This is a genomic window from Pseudobdellovibrionaceae bacterium, assembly GCA_019637875.1.
Classification (GTDB): domain Bacteria; phylum Bdellovibrionota; class Bdellovibrionia; order Bdellovibrionales; family Bdellovibrionaceae; genus JAHBUW01.
The window spans coordinates 170,619-189,063 of the sequence record JAHBUW010000006.1 but is presented as its reverse complement, the minus strand read 5'-3'; the positions used below and the strand labels follow the sequence as shown (position 1 = coordinate 189,063).

At 59.5% G+C, this 18,445-nt stretch carries 18 protein-coding genes and 2 tRNA genes; 6 read left to right on the top strand and 14 right to left on the bottom strand.

The window, feature by feature from the left end:
- Nucleotides 1-50 precede the first annotated feature (50 nt).
- Nucleotides 51-866 (top strand): alpha/beta hydrolase, encoded by an 816-nt coding sequence (locus KF767_09720; GenBank protein MBX3018154.1) that lies wholly within the window; start codon nucleotides 51-53, stop codon nucleotides 864-866.
- 2 nt (nucleotides 867-868) lie between these two features.
- Here KF767_09720 and KF767_09715 read toward each other — a convergent pair whose 3' ends face one another.
- From KF767_09715 to KF767_09670, 10 genes are all read right to left on the bottom strand, one after another.
- Nucleotides 869-2,221: a DUF389 domain-containing protein gene (locus tag KF767_09715; GenBank protein ID MBX3018153.1), complete on the bottom strand. Its 1,353-nt coding sequence runs from the start codon at nucleotides 2,219-2,221 to the stop codon at nucleotides 869-871.
- Nucleotides 2,218-3,621 (bottom strand): DUF389 domain-containing protein, encoded by a 1,404-nt coding sequence (locus KF767_09710; GenBank protein MBX3018152.1) that lies wholly within the window; start codon nucleotides 3,619-3,621, stop codon nucleotides 2,218-2,220. The genes KF767_09715 and KF767_09710 overlap by 4 nt, the downstream gene beginning before the upstream one ends.
- 24 nt (nucleotides 3,622-3,645) lie before the next feature.
- Nucleotides 3,646-4,254: a hypothetical protein gene (locus tag KF767_09705; GenBank protein MBX3018151.1), complete on the bottom strand. Its 609-nt coding sequence runs from the start codon at nucleotides 4,252-4,254 to the stop codon at nucleotides 3,646-3,648.
- Complete coding sequence (locus KF767_09700) at nucleotides 4,220-5,161, bottom strand: EamA family transporter (GenBank protein MBX3018150.1); 942 nt, start codon at nucleotides 5,159-5,161, stop codon at nucleotides 4,220-4,222. Before KF767_09700 ends, KF767_09705 begins: the two co-directional genes overlap by 35 nt.
- A 44-nt stretch (nucleotides 5,162-5,205) precedes the next feature.
- Nucleotides 5,206-5,538 (bottom strand): FKBP-type peptidyl-prolyl cis-trans isomerase, encoded by a 333-nt coding sequence (locus KF767_09695; GenBank protein ID MBX3018149.1) that lies wholly within the window; start codon nucleotides 5,536-5,538, stop codon nucleotides 5,206-5,208.
- Nucleotides 5,535-6,110 (bottom strand): dihydrofolate reductase family protein, encoded by a 576-nt coding sequence (locus KF767_09690; protein MBX3018148.1) that lies wholly within the window; start codon nucleotides 6,108-6,110, stop codon nucleotides 5,535-5,537. Before KF767_09690 ends, KF767_09695 begins: the two co-directional genes overlap by 4 nt.
- A 276-nt stretch (nucleotides 6,111-6,386) precedes the next feature.
- A tRNA-Glu gene (locus KF767_09685) sits at nucleotides 6,387-6,462 on the bottom strand.
- A gap of 48 nt (nucleotides 6,463-6,510) precedes the next feature.
- A tRNA-Lys gene (locus KF767_09680) sits at nucleotides 6,511-6,586 on the bottom strand.
- 124 nt (nucleotides 6,587-6,710) lie between these two features.
- Nucleotides 6,711-7,943 (bottom strand): chemotaxis protein CheW, encoded by a 1,233-nt coding sequence (locus KF767_09675; GenBank protein ID MBX3018147.1) that lies wholly within the window; start codon nucleotides 7,941-7,943, stop codon nucleotides 6,711-6,713.
- The gene (locus KF767_09670) at nucleotides 7,944-10,082 is read right to left on the bottom strand and encodes a PAS domain S-box protein (GenBank protein ID MBX3018146.1); all 2,139 of its coding nucleotides are present in this window, start codon (nucleotides 10,080-10,082) and stop codon (nucleotides 7,944-7,946) included.
- Between the two features lie 221 nt (nucleotides 10,083-10,303).
- Here KF767_09670 and KF767_09665 point away from each other — a divergent pair, with 221 nt between their 5' ends.
- Nucleotides 10,304-11,578, top strand: a complete 1,275-nt coding sequence (locus KF767_09665) for an alpha/beta fold hydrolase (GenBank protein MBX3018145.1) — start codon at nucleotides 10,304-10,306, stop codon at nucleotides 11,576-11,578.
- 41 nt (nucleotides 11,579-11,619) lie between these two features.
- Here KF767_09665 and KF767_09660 read toward each other — a convergent pair whose 3' ends face one another.
- On the bottom strand, nucleotides 11,620-12,486 hold the full coding sequence (locus tag KF767_09660) for a helix-turn-helix domain-containing protein (protein MBX3018144.1): 867 nt from the start codon (nucleotides 12,484-12,486) through the stop codon (nucleotides 11,620-11,622).
- A 114-nt stretch (nucleotides 12,487-12,600) separates the two neighbouring features.
- Between KF767_09660 and KF767_09655 the strand changes: the two genes are divergently transcribed.
- Both KF767_09655 and KF767_09650 read left to right on the top strand, forming a co-directional pair.
- Nucleotides 12,601-12,825: a hypothetical protein gene (locus KF767_09655; GenBank protein MBX3018143.1), complete on the top strand. Its 225-nt coding sequence runs from the start codon at nucleotides 12,601-12,603 to the stop codon at nucleotides 12,823-12,825.
- A gap of 54 nt (nucleotides 12,826-12,879) precedes the next feature.
- A complete protein-coding gene (locus tag KF767_09650) occupies nucleotides 12,880-13,143 on the top strand; it encodes a hypothetical protein (protein MBX3018142.1) in 264 nt (87 codons plus the stop codon).
- Here KF767_09650 and KF767_09645 read toward each other — a convergent pair whose 3' ends face one another.
- The 3 genes from KF767_09645 to KF767_09635 all read right to left on the bottom strand — a co-directional run bounded on the left by KF767_09645 (nucleotide 13,144) and on the right by KF767_09635 (nucleotide 16,680).
- Nucleotides 13,144-14,451, bottom strand: a complete 1,308-nt coding sequence (locus KF767_09645; protein MBX3018141.1) for an adenylosuccinate synthase — start codon at nucleotides 14,449-14,451, stop codon at nucleotides 13,144-13,146. It lies immediately after the preceding gene.
- A 100-nt stretch (nucleotides 14,452-14,551) separates the two neighbouring features.
- Nucleotides 14,552-15,526, bottom strand: a complete 975-nt coding sequence (locus KF767_09640; protein MBX3018140.1) for a phosphoglycerate dehydrogenase — start codon at nucleotides 15,524-15,526, stop codon at nucleotides 14,552-14,554.
- A gap of 5 nt (nucleotides 15,527-15,531) precedes the next feature.
- A complete protein-coding gene (locus tag KF767_09635) occupies nucleotides 15,532-16,680 on the bottom strand; it encodes an alanine--glyoxylate aminotransferase family protein (protein MBX3018139.1) in 1,149 nt (382 codons plus the stop codon).
- A gap of 24 nt (nucleotides 16,681-16,704) precedes the next feature.
- Here KF767_09635 and KF767_09630 point away from each other — a divergent pair, with 24 nt between their 5' ends.
- Nucleotides 16,705-17,334: an LptE family protein gene (locus KF767_09630; GenBank protein ID MBX3018138.1), complete on the top strand. Its 630-nt coding sequence runs from the start codon at nucleotides 16,705-16,707 to the stop codon at nucleotides 17,332-17,334.
- Nucleotides 17,334-18,437 carry a DNA polymerase III subunit delta gene (gene holA, locus KF767_09625; GenBank protein ID MBX3018137.1) on the top strand — a complete coding sequence of 368 codons (1,104 nt, stop codon included), beginning with the start codon at nucleotides 17,334-17,336 and terminating at the stop codon, nucleotides 18,435-18,437. Before KF767_09630 ends, holA begins: the two co-directional genes overlap by 1 nt.
- Nucleotides 18,438-18,445 lie beyond the last annotated feature (8 nt).

Here is an 18,445-nt window from a genome sequence, read left to right as displayed (position 1 = left end):
TTCTCGTTCCGACGGGGACCGGGTTTTTTTATGAGTAAGGAGTTTTCCCCATGAAATGCAAACTGCAAGACGGCACCACGCTCTACTACAAAGACCAGGGCCGTGGCCAACCGGTCATCCTGATTCACGGCTGGCCCTTGAATGCGGACATGTTCGAGTACCAAACGACGGCGCTTCTGGCGCGCGGTCATCGCGTGATCGCTTATGACCGGCGCGGTTTCGGCCGCTCGTCACAGCCGACGGGCGGTTACGACTTCGACACGTTCGCGGATGACTTGCGCCAATTGATCGACCACCTCAAGGTGGACAAGGCTTCGCTCGTCGGATTTTCGATGGGTGGCGGCGAGATCGCGCGTTACCTTGGCAATTTCGGCGCGGACAAAGTCAGCAAGGTCGCGTTGGTCAGCGCCGTCACGCCGGGTCTGCTGAAGACGCCGAATCACCCGGACGGGGTCGACGCCAAAGTTTTTGATGACATCCAAAGTGGACTCAAAGAGGACCGCCCCCATTTTCTGGCGGGCTTCGCGAAGGATTTTTACGGCGTCGGAATGATGAGCTCGCCGGTTTCGAACGAAATTCTGCAGTGGACCGCGTTCATGGCGTACCAGGCGAACCCGAAAGCGACGCTCGATTGCGTGACCGCATTCGGCAAAACGGATTTTCGCGGGGACTTGAAAGCGTTCACCGTACCGACACTGATCATTCACGGCGCGCTGGATAAAACGGTCCCGATCGACGCGTCCGCGAGGGCGGCGGCGAAGCTTTTGCCCAAGGCGCGTTTGGTCGAGTACAAAGACGCGCCTCACGGGCTTTTCATCACGCACAAGAATCAACTCAACGAAGATCTGATGATGTTCTTGGGCTGAAGTTAAGGGGTGTGCTCGGCATGCTGAATGGGCGCATCCGTCCATCCCGAGCGCGCCCGCGCGTAGGATTCGAGTCCTACGCGCGCGGCGGATGCCGGGGATTTTTCCCAGATCACCCAGATCCCTTGGGTCGCGTCTTCGTGAAGGATGACCTTCGAGACCTCGGGGAAAAAGTTTTTCATCTCGGCGGAAATTTTCTCTCCGAGCGAGCGCCGCTCTTCCTCGCGGCTCAATCGTGATTCCAATTGGGAAATTCGTGTCTCGCGGATTCGCTCGGCGGCGTCACGGGAGCGTAGACGATCTTGTAGCTGTCTCTCCAAAGTCGTGTCGAGCTCTGTTTCGTGAAGCTCCAACGCCGTCGCGGGCAACCCGCGCGCGACGAGCCGCGCGCGCAAGGTTTCCGTTTCCGCAGCGAGAAGAGGTTCGCCGATCAGCGTGACCGAAATGCGCGGACGGTACCAGTGGTAGACGATTTCGTGATCCACCACGAAGCTATGCGCGAACCGAATGTCCTTGTTGACGAATTCGCGCGCGCGGCCAATGAACTGGGTCTCTTGTTGCAAACGCCAAGCTAAGACGAGTGAAGGGGTCATAACGATCAACGCCAGAATCGCCATCCGTTTACGGGTCAATCGGCGTAACTCCTGGTCCGGGGATCCGATGCGCTCGAACTTCAAATAGCGGACGAAAGTGAAGGTCGAAAGGCAGATAAACACCGAATTGATGAGAAAAAGATAAAACGCGCCGAGCGCGAGCTCCGGCTGCAGGGTCGCCAAGGCGAAGCCGGTCGTGCAAAGTGGAGGCATCATGACCGTGGCCATGGCGACGCCAGCGATGGACGTGCCTTTGGAGCGCCGCGATTGGGCGACGATGCCGGTGGCCCCACCGAAGATCGCGACCAGCACGTCAAAGAAGGTCGGGCGCGTATAGGACAAAATCTCGGATCGGGCGATGGCGAGAGGGGAAATCAGAAAGTACAGGAGCGAGACCGTCAGGGCGATGCCGACCGCGAAAAGCAAATTTCGGATGGCCCGCTTCAGGAGCGCGGAGTCTTCGATCCCGAGGCCAAGCCCCACTCCGACGACGGGCCCCATCAATGGAGAGATCAGCATCGCGCCGAAGACCGCCATCGTATTGTTCGTGTCCAGGCCGATGCAGGCGATGAGGATCGCGCAAGCCAGCGTCCAAGCGTTCGCGCTGTGAAAGGTGGCATTGCGACGGATGGTCTCGATCGTTCCGGCTTCGTCGGTGTCCGCCCGCAGATGAAGGAGTTCGCGCAGACGGGTCAGGGTGCGATCCAGCGCGCCCCAGAAACCGCCCTCGACTTCGAGTGGATTCACCGGTGCGGACTTCATTTCGAACGACGTTTGCGCGCGGCGGGAGGTGGGGGATCGACGACCGCGACGGTATGTTCGACAAGGGCGTTCGGCGCGTCGGTGCGGGCTTTCAGAAAATCGTCGAAACGTTTTCGTTCTTCCGTCCCGGGAGGCTTTTGCCAGAGAACCCAAAGCCTTCGTTCGCCCTCTTGGCTGCCTCCCAAAACCAAAATTTCGGCCACCTGCGGGAAAAGGCCTTTGATTTCGCTCGTGATCTTGCCGCCCAGCTCACGATTGAGTTCGTGCGCGCGCAGCCGGACTTCGAGTTGCGACAGCTTGGATTCCGCTTGCTGGGCGGCGGTATCTTGGGAACGTAGCTTTTCGTTCAGGCGGCGCTCGACGTCCTCTTCGAGTGAAGATTGGCGGAGCGTGAGGGCGTCGGCCGGCAAGTCATAGCTCCCCATCTTCGCCTTGAGAGTATCAATTTGCGCGGGGGACAGGGTGTCGCCGATCAACCCGACATTTAGGATGGGTTTGGTCCAGTTGTAGGCGATTTCGCGGTCGACGACGAACGTGCGGGGGAATTTCATTTCGCGTTCGATGAACTGCGCGGCCCGATTCGTGAAAATCGTCTCGCGTTGCAGTTGCCACGCGAGCAGAAGGGACGGAAGAATGACCAGGATGGCGACGATCGCGACCCAGCGCTGGATGCGTTTTTGTTGCACGGGGTTTTGGTAGCTGACCCTCGCGAATTTCAAATAGCGCACGAACAGAAAAGTCGCGATACAGATGAAGACCGAGTTGATCAGAAACAGGTAAAGGGCTCCCAAAACGTAACCGAGCTGTCCGCTGGCGATGCCGAAGCCCGCGGTGCAGAGTGGGGGCATCAGGGCCGTCGCGATGGCGACTCCGGGGATGGCGTTGCCTTTGGTCTGTCGGGATTGGGCCACGATGCCGGCGGCGCCGCCGAAAAACGCGATCATGACGTCGAAGAAAGTGGGGCGAGTTCTCGCGAGCAGCTCACTTTGCGCGAGGGAAAGGGGCGAGATCAGAAAATAAATCGTCGAAGTGACGATACTGATGCCGACGGCGAAAGCCAGATTGCGGGCCGCGCGCCGAACCAAAACCGGATCGTTGACGCCGAGTCCGAGGCCCATGCCGATGATGGGGCCCATCAGGGGCGAGATCAACATCGCGCCGATGATCACGGCCGTGGAATTGGTGTCGAGACCGACCGAGGCGATGAAGATCGCGAACACGAGGGTCCAGGCGTTCGCGCTTTTGAAATCCACGTTTTCGCGAATGCTTTCGACGGTTCCCTTTTCGTCGGTATCGCCCCGCAGATTCAACAGAAGGCGTAGGCGTCGGAACGTGATTCGTAGCCCGTCGATGGGACTCCGCATTTTTTCGTCGTCGAGTTCCTTTTCCGTCATGTTCATCGGGATCTTCTCCTTCCGCGTTTTCTAGTGGACGTGGGCCGCTTTATTTTCCTCGGGGGTCAGAACGCGCGGGGGCACGACGGGCGTTGCGTTCTGGAAAAATGGATGAGGCTTATGCTGCCGCTTCAGAAATGCGGGCAGCATGAATTTCGCGACCCACCAGAGCGTTCCCAGGTCCATCGTCTCCGCCGTGCCCGGGGGTGGCGTTCCGCGCGCGAACTTCCCCATGACGCGGGAGCGGATTTCGCCGAGGACTTCGCGGCGATCGTTTTCGTCTTTGAAGGCGAAGATGGTCGAGATCATGCCGACGTAAGGCATCTTCGCGCCGTGAACGTTGCCGATGGGGGATCGGCAGCAGCTCGTGTACCAGCGGTACATTCCCCGGTCGGTCAAACGCACGCAGGAGAGCAGTTCGCGCGCACCGCCGGCGAGCTGAATGCGCGTGGGGATGACGGGCGTGATTTCGGTGCCACCGGCGGAGTCCAGGACGCGTTTCTCTTGTCCGATGTACTTCATGTAGGCTTGGCAGTCGTCGCAGTAACAGACGAAACGGCCGTTCGTTCCGTCAAGCTGGGCCTGGCCTTGGAATTTTCCGCATTCACAGCGAAGCGGGATCACGCGGTCGTGGGACATCGCTTTTCTCCTTCCGGTCGCCGGCGGTCAGCACGGCAATCGTTAAGAGAATCAAAGCGGTTCCGATCCAGTCCGTCAAGGCGAAGGGCGTCCCGAGCCACAACACGCCCGTGATGACGGCCGAAAGCGGCTCGGCGCAAGCGAGCACGCTGGCTTTCGTCGCGCCGATCATACGGACGGCCGTCAGGTAAGCGTAGAACGCGATGAGCGTCCCGAACAGCACGATAAACGCGAACGAAACGGCGGTGCCCGCGTCCCAGGTGCCCGGCGGTCGCGTGAGTCCGCTGAAGGGGGCGATGAGCGCGCCGCCGATGAGCATCGCCGGACCGATGACGACCGACGCCTTGTAGGTTCGTAAGAGCGTGAGCGGTTGGATCGAGTAGGTCGCGAGCGCGACGGCGGACGCGATTCCCCAGAAAAGCCCCAGCTGCGAGATCTGCAGTTGCGAAGGATCCCCGTGCGTGACGAGCAGGAACGTCCCCCCGAGCGCCAGCGCGATCGCGAGCACCTCCAGGCGGGTGGGCAGGCGTCTTTCGATTCCGGAGTAGTAGATCGCGATGAAGACCGGACCGAGATACTGCAAAATCGTCGCGGTCGCGGCGTTGGAGTGGTGGATCGCCGCGAAGTAGGTGTACTGCACGGCGAGCATCCCGAAGAGCGCGAAGAAAAAAAGGCGCGTGAAATCGCGCGGGTCGCGGAAAATGCGTTTCACTTCCGCAGGCGCCTCCCAAAGCGCGATCGCGCTCAGGATAAGGCCCGCGCTCAGCAGTCGTGCGGTGACGAGCCACTCGGGATCGATCCCGCGCTGCTCGAACAAAAACTGCGCGAACGAGCCCGAAACTCCCCACAGCGAAGCGGCGAGCAGGGTCAGCAGAGTTCCACGAAGCAGGGCGGACGAATTGGACATGGGTCAAGATCCTACCGGAACGCCGGTGCCCGGTCACGCGGGGATCATTCGCGCGGGCGCACTTCGATCATCTCGACATGGAAAGTGAGGTTTGAATGAGCGGGAATGGTCGATTTCACACGTTCGCCGTAACCCAGATGCGCGGGAACGTAGAGCGTACGTTTCCCGCCCTCTTTCATGCCCATGATCCCTTGGTCCCAGCCTTTGATCACGCGGCCGACGCCGATCACGAATTGAAAGGGGCGGCCGTGATCGCGGGACGAGTCGAACTTCGTCCCGTCATCGAGAAAGCCTTCATAGTGGCACAGGCAAAGCGCGCCCTTCACGGCGGCGGTCCCGGTGCCTTCAACGGTGTCGGTGATCTTCAGTTCGGTCATGTGGGGCTCCGGGGGGCGACGGGGCGGTAACGCAAAATCACGACGCCCGAAGCGAGCGATTTCATCGAGACGAGCGCCAGATCGCGGCGTTCCCTTAGATTTTCGAAAAGTTTCGGTCCGCCGGGGATCGCCATGGGTTGCAGGACGAATTCGTATTCGTCGACGAGGTTCAATTCGCTGAGTTTCTCATGAAGCGCGACGCTCCCGAATAGCAAAAGCATCTTCGGCGTGTCGGCTTTGAGTTTCTGAATCGCGGTCGCGAAATCCGGCTGCCCGTCGACAAAGGTCGTATGCGACCACTCGCTGCGCTGACGGGTCGAACTGATCACAACTTTCGAGGCCAGGCTGAGCGCTTGTCCCATCGCGCGCAGATCGGGCGTCGCCTTCGGATTCCGCGCGGCTTTCGGCCAAAAAGCTTCAAAAAGCTCGAAGGTCTTGCGGCCCAGAAGGATCGAGCCCGCGTTACGGACCGATTCCATCATCACGGCGTGCATATCCGCGTCGTGGATCCCGGCCTCGTGGCCGCAGTGTCCACCCCAACTCACATTGATCGAGCTCACGAGTTTCGCCATGGGTTTGATTCTACGGTATTCCGAGCTTAAAGAACAAGGGGCCGTCCGTTGGTGAGAATGCGATGAACGTGGTCTTGAACAGCTTAATACCGGATCTGCGACCACAACGAAGCCCCGGGGCTACGACGCCACCGACAAGACAATCGAAGCTCGATAAAAAAAATGAGGGAGCGCAGCGACCGGGGGGCCCCGACGCCCTAGCGGCGGGGTTCAACAACAACGACGAAGATTGGCGAAATTTCTGAAGGAAATGAGCAGGATCTCTGCTCTTCAAAGTGGCGTCCCCAAGGGGATTCGAACCCCTGCATCCTCCGTGAAAGGGAGGTGTCCTAGGCCTCTAGACGATGGGGACCCGGGAAAATCTTCGTCGCTTCCAAGAACCCTATTTGGGGAGGAAAGTTGGTGGCTCGCGATGGATTCGAACCATCGACCCCTTCATTAAAAGTGAAGTGCTCTACCAGCTGAGCTAGCGAACCACTTGCGCGAAGAACCGTGAATTTATTCAGATAGTGATGGGAGTCAAACAGAAATTTGGTCTTGCTTGAAAAGGGTGCAAGTTACCGGGATTGCACCCAAATTTGCGCTGAACTCCGCCTGTATTCAAGGCGATCCCGCCCGTAAATGCGCGAACGTCAGCACCTTCATATTCAACGTGCGCTCGTGGCGCTGATCCAACGCCTGGAAAAACTCCGTCACGTCATCGCGGTAGCGCGGCGTGAAAGAGTCCAGCATCAAGCGCGGGAAGTCCAAACGCGAGGCCGAGTCGATACGTAGGATGTTCGAGATCTCGTCGACGATCACGCCGAAAGGATGGTCGCCGTTACGTAGAACCACGACGCGTTCGCGGCCCGTCGGGGTGGCGAGCGCGGGAAAACCGTAAAGCGCGCGGCCGTCGTAGATCGGGACGTCCTGGCCATGCACGTTTTGGTAACCGACGCCGCCCGTGGGCGCGGCGCGCCCGGGTGCGAGCTGCACCTCTTCCAGACTGAGGACGTCAATGATCGGAATCATCGTCGCGTCCCCCAGCACGAACTCCAGATAGGTATGTTCCGCTCCGCGGGTGCGGACCAGCTGCCGGTCGGTTTGGTCGGGGAAGATGCGGTCGTAGCCACGGCGGATCTCGGGCAAATCGCCGAAGGGGATCGCGTCGGTGGGCTTCAGTACGCGTGCGCTCCGCTCGCTCCAGCGCGGCTCGGTTGCTAGAGCGTGAACGCGGTGAAGCGGGACCGCGAACGCCAGGCCCTCGGCCTGTAAGACGACGAGCGACGGATCGGGAGCGGGCGCGGGATTTTCGTGAAGCGCCAGGACGGGGACGGCGGGCCCACGATGGTTCAGAAAACCGATCGTGCGCTCGTGAACCAAACGCCGGCTCTTCATCTCGCGGATATGCACGACTTCCACTACGTCGCGAATGTCGAGCGCGATCAAACCTAAATCCGATTCTCCGAGCAGATAGGTCGTGCCGCTGTCCGTGTGCGTAGACGTGGTCGTCACAGGCGTCCGCAAAAGATCGCCGGGTCGAAAGAGTGAACTGCGCGCTGGCCGCAAAGCGTCCTCGGGAACCGCGCCCGAAAGGATGCGGTCGATCCGTAGGCCCACGCGACGATCGCCGTCGCGTAGAACCAGCACGATACGTCCTTCGCCGGTGGACCGCTCGGGGAGCGTGACCAAACGCAACTCGCCGTCGCCCAGCAAGGCTCCGCGCAGTTGCTCGAGGGGGATGAATTCACCGTGAACGGACGGATTCACCAGAGGGTAGGCCCCCACGATCCAATCTTCGGGAACGGCCAGCGTCCCCGCACCGATCTGAAAGGCGCAGAGGGAGTCCTTCAATCAGGCCGCCTGGCGGTGGGGCCGAGGCGTGGCGGCGGACTTCGCGGGGGAGGGCTCACCGGCCGGCCCCGGAACGAGGTCGCGCATCGCTTCGCCGATCTCCATCGCGAGCGTCAGCTGATCTTGGGTTTCTTTGGTGATCTCGCTGATGGAGGTCGATGTTGATTCGACACCGTGATCGATCTGGCCGAAGGTTTCATTCGTCGTCCGGCACAAATCGCGACCCGTTTCGGCCAGCGCCAAAGTTTCGGTGATCAACTTCGAGATGTCTTTTGTGGCGTCGGCCGACCGTTCGGCCAGCTTACGCACTTCGTCCGCGACGATGGAAAAGCCGCGGCCGTGCTCGCCCGCGCGCGCCGCTTCGATCGCGGCATTGAAGGCGAGCAAATTCGTGCGTTCGGCGATGTCGCGGATGACCCCGACGATTTCGACAATTTCTTTGGCTGAGCTTTGGATTTTCTCTGACGAAAGCACGACATCGCCGATGGTCGCCTTCCCTTGCCCGGTGCGCGTTTGGTTTTCACGGGCGAGTTCACTGGCGGTGCGTGTACTTTTTGCGACCAGATCGATCGACGACGTCAGGCGGCCGATGGACTCGCCCACATTTGCGGCCGTGCGTGCGAGTTGTTGTGCGCGGTGCTTTTCCGCAGTGATGTTGGTTGCGAACTTCACGACTTTGAAAGCGCGGCCTTCCAAATCCATGATCGGATTGTAGGAAGCGAGGATCCAGACTTCTTCCCCATTTTTGCCGTAGCGCAGGTATTCTCCGGCGTCGTATTCACCGCGTCCGAGTTTATCCCAGAACAGACGGTACTCGGCGCTTTCGCCGTAGGCCTTGTCGCAGAACAGGCGGTGATGACCGCCGACGAGCTCGCTTTCGCCATAACCCATGGTTTTGAGGAAGTTGTCATTCGCACTCAAGATCCGGCCCGTAAGGTCAAATTCGATGACCGCTTGCGATTTGCTGATCGCGTTCATCTTGCCTTCGTAGTCGGCCGAACGCATCCGCGCGTGCGTGATGTCGGTGGCGAACTTCACGACCTTGAAGGGACGTCCGTTCGTATCGAGGATCGGGTTGTACGTTGCTTGGATCCAGACGTCCTGGCCCGCACGTCCGACTCTTTTGTAGACGCCCGATTGGAACTGTCCCTGGGCGAGTTTTGTCCAGAACTCGCGATAGTCCAGAGTCGCCACGTACTTGGCGTCGCAGAACATGCGATGATGTTTACCGCGAATCTCGTCGATCGTGTATCCGAGAGTCGCCAGGAAGTTTTCATTCGCCGAAAGGATGGTACCGTCGAGGTTGAACTCGATCACCGCCTGGGACTTGCCGATGGCGTTCACTTTGCCTTCGAACTCGGCGTTGTGGCGTTTCGCCGTGGTGATGTCGGTCGCGAATTTGACGACTTTGAAGGGCTTGCCATTCATATCGAAGACGGGATTGTACGAGGCTTGAATCCAAACCTCGCGACCGTCTTTACCAAGACGGCGGTATTCTCCAGAGTCGAATTCGCCGCGCGCGAGTTTTTCCCAAAACTGCGCGTATTCGCGTGTGCCCGCATAGCTTTCGTCACAGAAGATGCGGTGATGTTTACCGCGGATCTCTTCCAGATGGTAACCCACCGTGCTCAAGAAGTTCTCGTTCGCCGAGAGGATCTTCCCTTCGAGATTAAATTCGATCACCGCTTGAGAACGGTGGATCGCGCGCACGATGCTTTCATCTTGCGAGCTCTTCAGCTTTTGCGCGGTAATTTCGGTCGCGAATTTGACGACTTTGAAGGGTTTGCCGTCCAAGCCCAGCACGGGATTGTACGAAGCTTGAATCCAAATCTCTTTGCCATTCTTGGCGATTCGACGGTATTCACCCGAGTCGAATTCCCCGCGGGAAAGACGCTCCCAAAATTTCCGATAGTCGGAGGTCAGTACGTAGTCTGGATCGCAGAAAAGACGATGATGTTGTCCGACGACTTCTTCGGCCGTGTAGCCCAGGGCGAATAGAAAATTCTGATTCGCGTTGAGGATCCGCCCATCCAGGTCGAATTCAATCACCGCTTGAACGCGATGAAGGGCCTGGTGCATCGACTCCATTTCAAAGGCATCGGGAGTCTTGGGGGATTTCGTAGCTTTCGTTTTCCGCATCGCGACCTCGGTGTGTAACAGCTATTCGTGATGTTAAAGATCGGTTTAGTTTTAATGAAACTTAATGTCCTCGGACGTTACGGGTCTCGATTCCATCTGGGGTGGTCCGATTTGGGACAGCGTTTCGCTCTGAAACGTGAAATGCGTGCGTTTGAAGCTCCAAAATTTTCAAGGCCCTTCCGTGGGCTCCCTATCTTGAGACATCCGTGGTCCGAATAGCCATGCGTCAAATTCTCGCTCTGCTTTTTCTTTTCCCGGTTTCCAGTTTCGCCCACGACATCTGCGCCATCGAGTTTACGCTCCTTCATTATTTCCAAGGCCGCTGCGCGGACGTTCGTCCCGAGGCCATGAAGGACTTCACGATCCACAGCGTGCTTCTCGCGAAAGACCTGTCGCGTGCTCCGATGCAGGAGACGGTGGTGCTCGTACCGGGAGGCCCGGGCTCTTCGGCCGAGCCTTTGAAAACGGCGCTGCAAAAACGCGAGATCGTGAATGGCTTCATGGCGTCGCTGAACGTGAACGTCGTCATGTTCGATCCGCGCGGGACGGGGATGTCGCCGTTGAAAACCCCTTCGCCGACGTGGACCGCGGATGATATTTCGACCGAACGCGCGGTCGAGGACCTCCTTGCCGTCATCGATGAGCACAGTCCGGGGAAACCCGTGATCCTCTTCGCGCACAGTGCGGGTGGACACGTGGCCCTTCGCTTCGCGCAAGCTTATCCCGCACGCGTGAAAGGTCTTTTTCTGGTCTCGGTCTCGACGAGTCCGCGACGGATGGCCGTCCAAAATATCAAGCTCATGGGCGCGGCGCCACTCCTCTGGGAGGAAAGCCTCGCGCGGGCGCCGGCGCTCGCGTCGGTGGCCGCGGACTATCTGCGTGCGGAAGATCTCGCGCGCCAGCAGCTTAAGGCTCGTCTTTTGAACATGAACCCGATCCCGAACTTTCGCGTGCTGACGCCGATGGTGCTGCGCCAACAGCTGATCCTGCGGATGAACCAAGATCCCTCCGGAGCCGCGGCGATCGAGTGGATTCGCGGCGTCGCGATGGAGATCGACCGTTTGCAATCTATCCACGGCGAACTCGTTCCCCGTGCGCTCCGGGACGCGCGTCTGCGCGCGGACGATTTGCCGCCGGAGTGGCTGGGGCCGAAAGCGATGATCCAGCGTCTGATCATGGGGGGCGAGGGCGTATTGGCGAAAGAACTCGCGTCCGCGTCCGTTTACGATGGGATCACGCTCGGCGAGTTGTGGGGCGACTACGCGCTTCCCGAGAATGCGTCGGCATGGGAGCCGCAAGCCGAGCGGATCAACACACCCACGGTCTTCCTGGCCGGAGGGCGCGACGTGATCGTGCCGCCCGCAAGCGAACGTGACTTCGCCGCGCGGATGCCGAAGGCGACCCACGACGTGGTGCCGGAGGCCGATCACGATTTCTTCCCCGGCGCGCCGATGGCGGTTTTCAGCCGGTTCGAAAAGTTCTTAAACTCGTTATGAGAAAAATCGGTCATCTACTGGCAGTCGACGGGCGGCATCGGTCAGTTCTGCTTCGCGATTCCCATGGCGTAGCGGTGTCGCGCACGGAACTCCGACGGGGTCAGGTTGAGCTTCGCACGGAACAGCCGCGTGAAATAGTTCGCGTCTTCAAGGCCCAGCTCGCGGGCCACCTCGCCGACGCTGAGATCCGTCAAAGTAAGTAGTCGCTTCGCCTCAAGTAAGACGCGGTCTTGGATGATCTTGCGCGGCGATTGGCGCAGCGTTCGCGTGAGCCGCATGGTCAGGGCTTTGGCGGTCAGCCCCAGCCGGCGGGCGTAATCTTCCACCCGATGTTCGACGGCATAGTTTTTTTCCACCAGTGCTTGAAACTTCCGCGCAAGGTCGTTTCCGGCGGCGGCGCGAGTGGGAGCGGGGGCCTCGCGGGCGATGAAGATCAGGAGCGCTCGCAGCTCGGCTTCGAGCGCCAGTTCGTAGTAGGCCTCTTTGCGCGCGAACTCGGTTCGCATCAGGTCGAGAAGTTCATCCAGTCGCGCCGGATCCGCGATCATCAGGCGGTCGGGGGCGCGCAGGATCGCGGCCAAAAGGTCGGCGCGCGGGTCGCTCGCGAAGGCGCCGGCGTCGAACTCCACGAGCACGCCGCGCGTGTCGCGCGACATTTTCCAATCGTGCACTTGTCCCGGTTTCATGACGAAAAGCGTGTGGCGTGCGACGGGATACCGGACGAAATCGATCTCGTGCCAGCCGCGCCCCCGCGAAATCCAGCAGAGCTGCACGAAAGCGTGGCGATGCGGAAAGGGGACGCGCGGTTCGAAACGTCGCTCCAGCGCTTCGACGCGGATTTCGCCGGGCGAGATCTTCTCTAGCCCCAGCTCGCTCAGATTGTGATGAATGCGGAGGTTGCGTTTCATGTGGCCAGTCTGCCATGAAAGCCACCTTACGGGAAGTTTGTGCTAGTCAAATGGAAGTCCGTCTCTGGCGTTTGGGCGCGGGATCACTTAGAATTCCAAAGGAAGGGAGCCAAAATGGATACGGGAACGTTAGTGCTGATCGCTTGTTTCGGGGTTTTCGTGGCCTCGGTGCTCGTTTACGTGCTGTTCATGGTCTTCCTTCCCGAGTGGGTTGGAATTACCGGCAAGGTCGCCAAATCCATCGAAAAAAGCCACGAAGAGGGCTCCGTGGATACGACGGATGCCGCGCATCTCGATAAACACGGCTTCGGTTACAAAACGAAGGATCCTGGGACGTAATTCCCGCTCTTTCATCGGCACGACCTTTGCGAGTCTAGAGGCTCGGAGGTGGTGATGACTCGCTTACTACTTGCGACGATCTTGCTGGGCGCGACTCCCGTTTACGGTCAGACCCGCGCGACGGGTGTGGATCCGGTCACGCCGGAGCAACAAACGACTCACGATCAAGTCGAACTTCATCAGAAAAAACTGAAAAAAGAGCTGAAACGGGACGCGCCTCCGGAGGCGATCGGCCGCGCGAAGGCCGACGTGCAAAAGGCGCGGGTCGAGGCCAATCGCCAGGATATGAACCAGGCGATGGACTCGCAAACCGAATAATCAGTTCGAAAAGAGCGGCTTCACCCAAAGGATCTGGTCACGGCCCGGACCGACGGAGATCACGTCGATGGGGGTGGCCAGCTGATTCCCGATGAAGTCGATGTAGTTCGTGGCGTTGCGCGGAAGGTCCTTCAGCGAAATCACGCGCGACAGATCCTCTTTCCAGCCCGGGAACCACTCGATGATGGGTTCGGCCTTTTCGAGCGCCTCTGAAGAGGGCGGGTAGTCGGTGACGACTTCGCCGTTGATCTTGTAGCCGGTGCAGACCGCGACTTTGTCGAAGCCCGACAGGATATCCAGCTTCATCAATGCCAGATTCGTAATGCCGTTCACGCGAATCGAATACTTCATCGCGACTAGATCCAGCCAGCCCGTGCGGCGGGGGCGACCCGTGGTCGCGCCGAACTCTTGGCCGATGGTGCGCAGCTTTTCGCCGGTCTCATCGGTCAGTTCCGAAGGAAAGGGCCCCGAGCCCACGCGCGTCGCGTAGGCTTTGAAGATCCCGATGACTTTGTCGATCGAGGTCGGGCCGATGCCCATGCCCGTGCAGGCCGATCCGGCGATGGTCGACGACGAGGTCACATAGGGATAGGTGCCGTGCAAGATGTCCAGCAAAGAGCCTTGCGCGCCTTCGAACAAAACCTGTTTGCCGCCCTTGAGCGCTTTTTGCACGACGAGCGAAACGTCGCGTTGACGGTAGGGGGCGAGGACTTCACTCAGCTCCCGCACGCGCGCGGCGATCTCTTTCACGTCGAATTCGGGCTCGTTGTAGACGGTTTTGAAAAGCACGTTCTTTTCGGCGAGACCCAGTTCGAGTTTTTTCTCGAGCGAGGCGTGGTCGAACAGATCGCCGAAGATCAGCGCCCGGCGTGAGGCACGGTCTTCGTACGCGGGACCGATGCCTTTGCCGGTCGTGCCGATCTTGGTGCCGGTCTTCGCGGAGAGCGCGATCTCGCGGCAGGCGTCGAGTTTTTTGTGGTAGGGCAGGATCACGGTGCAAAGATCCGAAATCAGAAGCTGCTTCGGGTTTTTCAGATGACCCAGTTCTTTCAGGTATTCGATCTCTTTCACGAGACCTTCGATATCGAGGACGACGCCGGGACCGATGATGCAGGTGGTGTTCTCGCGCAGGATGCCCGAGGGCACCAAGTGCAGAACTGTTTTCTGGCCATCAACGACGAGAGTATGGCCCGCGTTCGCGCCGCCTTGGAAACGGACAACGGTATCCGCTTTCGCCGCGAAGACGTCCACGATCTTGCCTTTGCCTTCGTCTCCCCACTGCGCACCAATGACGACAATACCAGCCACGGTCTGAAGCTCCTTCGCTCGATTTTTTGAAGCAGCCGAATGTAAACTCGGGGCCTCGGCCTTACAAGTCAGAGAGGCCTAACAAACTGCGTAATTGTCCCTAAGTCCACGGATTTTCAGGATAGCGCTTCGGCGGAAGGACATCCGAGGTCGAACCGTTGCGGAAAAACGCTAAAATTTTCAGCGCGGCCTGCTCCGAGGCCTTCTCGAAGGCTTCGCGGGAGTTGGCGCCCACGTGGGGGGTCATCACGATCTGGGGCATTTTCAACAGAAGCGAGGTCCGCGGCAGGGGCTCTTTTTCGAAGACGTCAAGGCCCGCGGCCAACACCCAGCCCTTCTCGATGGCCTCGGCGAGATCGGGTTCGTTGATGACCGAGCCGCGCGAAGTGTTCACGACGATGGCGCCGCGGTGGATGTACTCGAAGTGTGAGCGGTTCAGCATGTGGTGAGTCGACTTCGTCAAAGGCACGTGGAAGCTCAGGACGTCGGCGCGTTTCAAACACTCTTCGAACGAGACCCTTTCCGCGTCCACCTCGGTGAAGTTTTTGTCTTCGCAGTAAGGATCGTAGGCGACGACGTGCATGCCGAAGGCTTCCGCCAGCTGCGCGACTTTCGAGCCGATGCGTCCCAGCCCCACGATACCGTAGGTTTTGCCCGCAAGCTCCATGGACTGCAGAAGGTGGCGGTCCCACAGTCCGCCCCTGATCATCGCGTGTCCCGCATTGACCTTGTGCACGCAGGCCAGCACGAGCGCCCAGGTCAGCTGCGCCGTCGTGGGGACGTTCGCCCATGGGCAATTCATGGCGGTCACGCCCCATTTTTCGCAGGCGTCGAAGTCGATGTGGTCAAAGCCGGTGGTCGCGGTCACGATGACCTGCAGGTTTTTCGCTTGCAAGAGAAGCCGCTCGTCCACTTTGGTCCGCGAGCGGATCAAGAGCGCGTGTGCGCCCGCGATCTCTTCCGCCGAGATGTCATGGGATTTGGTTTTTTCGACCTGCACGAAGTCCTGCCCTTGCAGCATCAAAAGGGCTTCGGGGGACAGGCGGTCGGTGACGAGGATTTTCTTTTTCTCCATGAGCTTTATTTCCAGAATCCGCGCATCTCGCGCTCAAGTGCCGCGAGATCGCTGGGGGTCGTCGCGCCAAAGTGTTTCAAGCCTTCCGCCAGGTTCAACATCAACGTGATCATCTGTTCGGGACGGATGTAGCCCATGTGCCCGATGCGGATGATCTTGCCCTTCGCTTGATCCTGTCCGCCCATGATCGTGGTTTTGTACGTCTCCTCAAGCCAACCGCGCAGCTTCTGCGAGTCGACTCCGGCGGGCACTTTTAGGGCCGTCACCGAGTCCGAGGGCGCGGTAGGGGCATAAAGTGTGAGCCCCAAGCGCGGCGCGAAGGTCCGGGTGAAGTCCGCGCGCTGACGGATCTCTTGGAAGAGGGCGGGCAGTCCTTGCGCGGTGATTTTATCCAGCACCACGTCGAGCGCGCGGATCAGGGTGACGTTGGAGCTGAAGAAGGTTTCGCCTTTTTGATTGGCCGCACGTTCACGGCGCAAGTCGAAGTAGTAGCGGGGCGTGGGGTTTTTCTCGATGCGCGCCCACGCCTTTTTCGAAAAGCTCAAGACCGCAAGGCCCGTGGGCAGCATCAGCGCTTTTTGCGAGCCGCCGACCAAACCGTCGAGTCCCCATTCATCCATGGGGAGCGGGAAGGCGCCCAGTCCCGTGATTCCGTCCACCAGAAAAAGGGTTTCGGGGCGCGTGCGGATCAAGGCCGCGAGTTCGCGGATGGGATGCGCGACGGCGGTGGAGGTCTCGCACGCCTGGCAGAGAACGGCGCGGATGCCGGGATTTTTGGTGAGCATCTCTTGAACGTCGGCGACCTTCACGGGTTCACCCCACGGCACTTTCAGCCGGTGCACGCGGCCGCCGAAGACCTCGGCCATTTCGGCCCAACGTTCGCCGAATTTGCCCGAGTCGATGGCGAGCACCTCGTCCCCCGGATGTAGAACGTTGACCAGCAGGCATTCCATGCCGCCCGAGCCCGTGGCGGTCAGCACGTAGCAAGGCTCTGCGGTTTCGAAGAGGTTTTGCAGTCGTGAGAGCACGCGTTTCAGGATGGCGTCGAATTCGGGCGTACGGTGATGGATCATGGGCGCGGCCAAGATCTTTTCCACATCCGGATGCAAATTGACGGGCCCGGGGGCGAGTACGTTGTAGGCTTGCATCGTCATCCTTCTGGCTCTAGAGTTGCTTTCATGCAGATGCGCTTGACGCAAATTTACCCGAGCCGCCTTCCCGCTGTCATCAAAGCATTGATCGCAGCCGTGCGCGTGATTGCGTTGGTGGGGCTCATCGCATCGTCAGTCGCACTGTCGGGCTGCGCTTACCGGACGGGCGGCCCCGATCGCTCCCTTCCGGGGGGCTATACGCAGATCCATATCCCGATCTTCAAAAATAAAACCCAAGAGGTCGGTATCGAGGTGGGATTCACCAACGCGCTCGTGCAGGAGTTCGAACGTTCGCGCAGCGCGCGGGTCGTTTCGCCCGAATACGCCGAGGCCGAAGTCGAAGGTGAAATTCAAAGCGTGATCTACCAGCCCGGCGGTATCCAAGGCGGCGACAAATTTCCGAAGGGTTCCGTGCTGGCGTCGGAATACCGGGTGCTGCTCGTCGTGCGGGTGGCTTTGAAACGCAAGTCCGACAATGCCGAATTGTGGAGCGGAAGCTTCCAGGGGGAGCGCACTTACGTGGCACCGCAGGTTCTGCAGGCCGGAGTTAACACGGTGAATCCACTTTACAATCTTTCGGCCAGACGGCAAAACATTGAAAACATGGCCAGTGACTTGATGTCGGAGGCCCACGACCGGATGTCGGAGAATTTTTGATGAGTTTCAAGGCCGATAAGAAAAACGCGAAAGCGTCCTCGCAGGTGGAGCCCCAACAGTTCTACCAGCAGGTCGAAGCGGCCGTGGAAGATCAAAGTTTCAAACCTCTGTATCTGTTTTTCGGCGATGAGCCCTATCTTCTGAATCAAGCCGTGCAGTATTTGAAAGTCTGCGCCCTTCACGGCGGCGCGGCCGATTTCAACTGGAATTCCTATCTGGCCGCGGACGCCGACGTCGGCGCCATTCGTGACGAAGTCGAGACGCTCCCCATGATGGCCTCGCGCCGAGTGGTGCTCGTGCGCGAAGTGAATGACTTCCGCGAGGACGAATGGGAAACGCTCCGTCCCCTCATTGAAAACCCTGTCGATACGACGGTGCTGATGATGACGGCCAGCAAACTCGATCGCCGGAAGAAGACGCACCAGAAACTTCTGGAAAGCGCGGTCAGCGTCGAGTTCAAAAAGCCCTACGAAAACCAAGTTCCCGGTTGGATTCAGCACATCGCGAAAGCCCACGGGATGCAGTTCAACGAAGAGGGACTACAGCTGTTCCACCGTTTGGTGGGTTCGCAGCTGGTCGAGATCGAGCGCGAAGTGCAGAAACTGCGCAGCTTCATCGGTGACCGTAACGAAGTTCGCCGCGAGGATGTCGCCCAGTGCGTGTCGCGTCTGCGCGAAGAGAACGTTTTCGAGTTCTGCGAAATTTTGGCGACCGGCGACCGGCCGAGCGCGCTTTTGCAGGCCGTGAATTTGCTCGATCAGGGGCAAAGTGAACTGGGCATCATCGCGCTCGCCGCGCGCCATTTCCGCATTCTGCTGATGGTTCGTTTGGGCGAGGCGCAAGGTCTGGCCGGACAGAAGCTCGCTACCCACGCCCAGGTCCCGTCCTACTTTCTGGGGGACTACGTCCGTCAGGCGCGGATGTGGTCCGTGCGCAAAGTCGAGAACGTGCTTTTGATTCTGTCCGAAACCGAAAAGGCGCTCAAAAGTTCGCCGTTTTCCTCGGCGATCTGGATCGAAAACATGGTTTCGAAAATCTGCGAGCTTCACCAGACCTCGGTCGAGTCGAAACCCGTCCCCAGCACGCTCTCGCTTTTGTCGTAAGTCCTCAT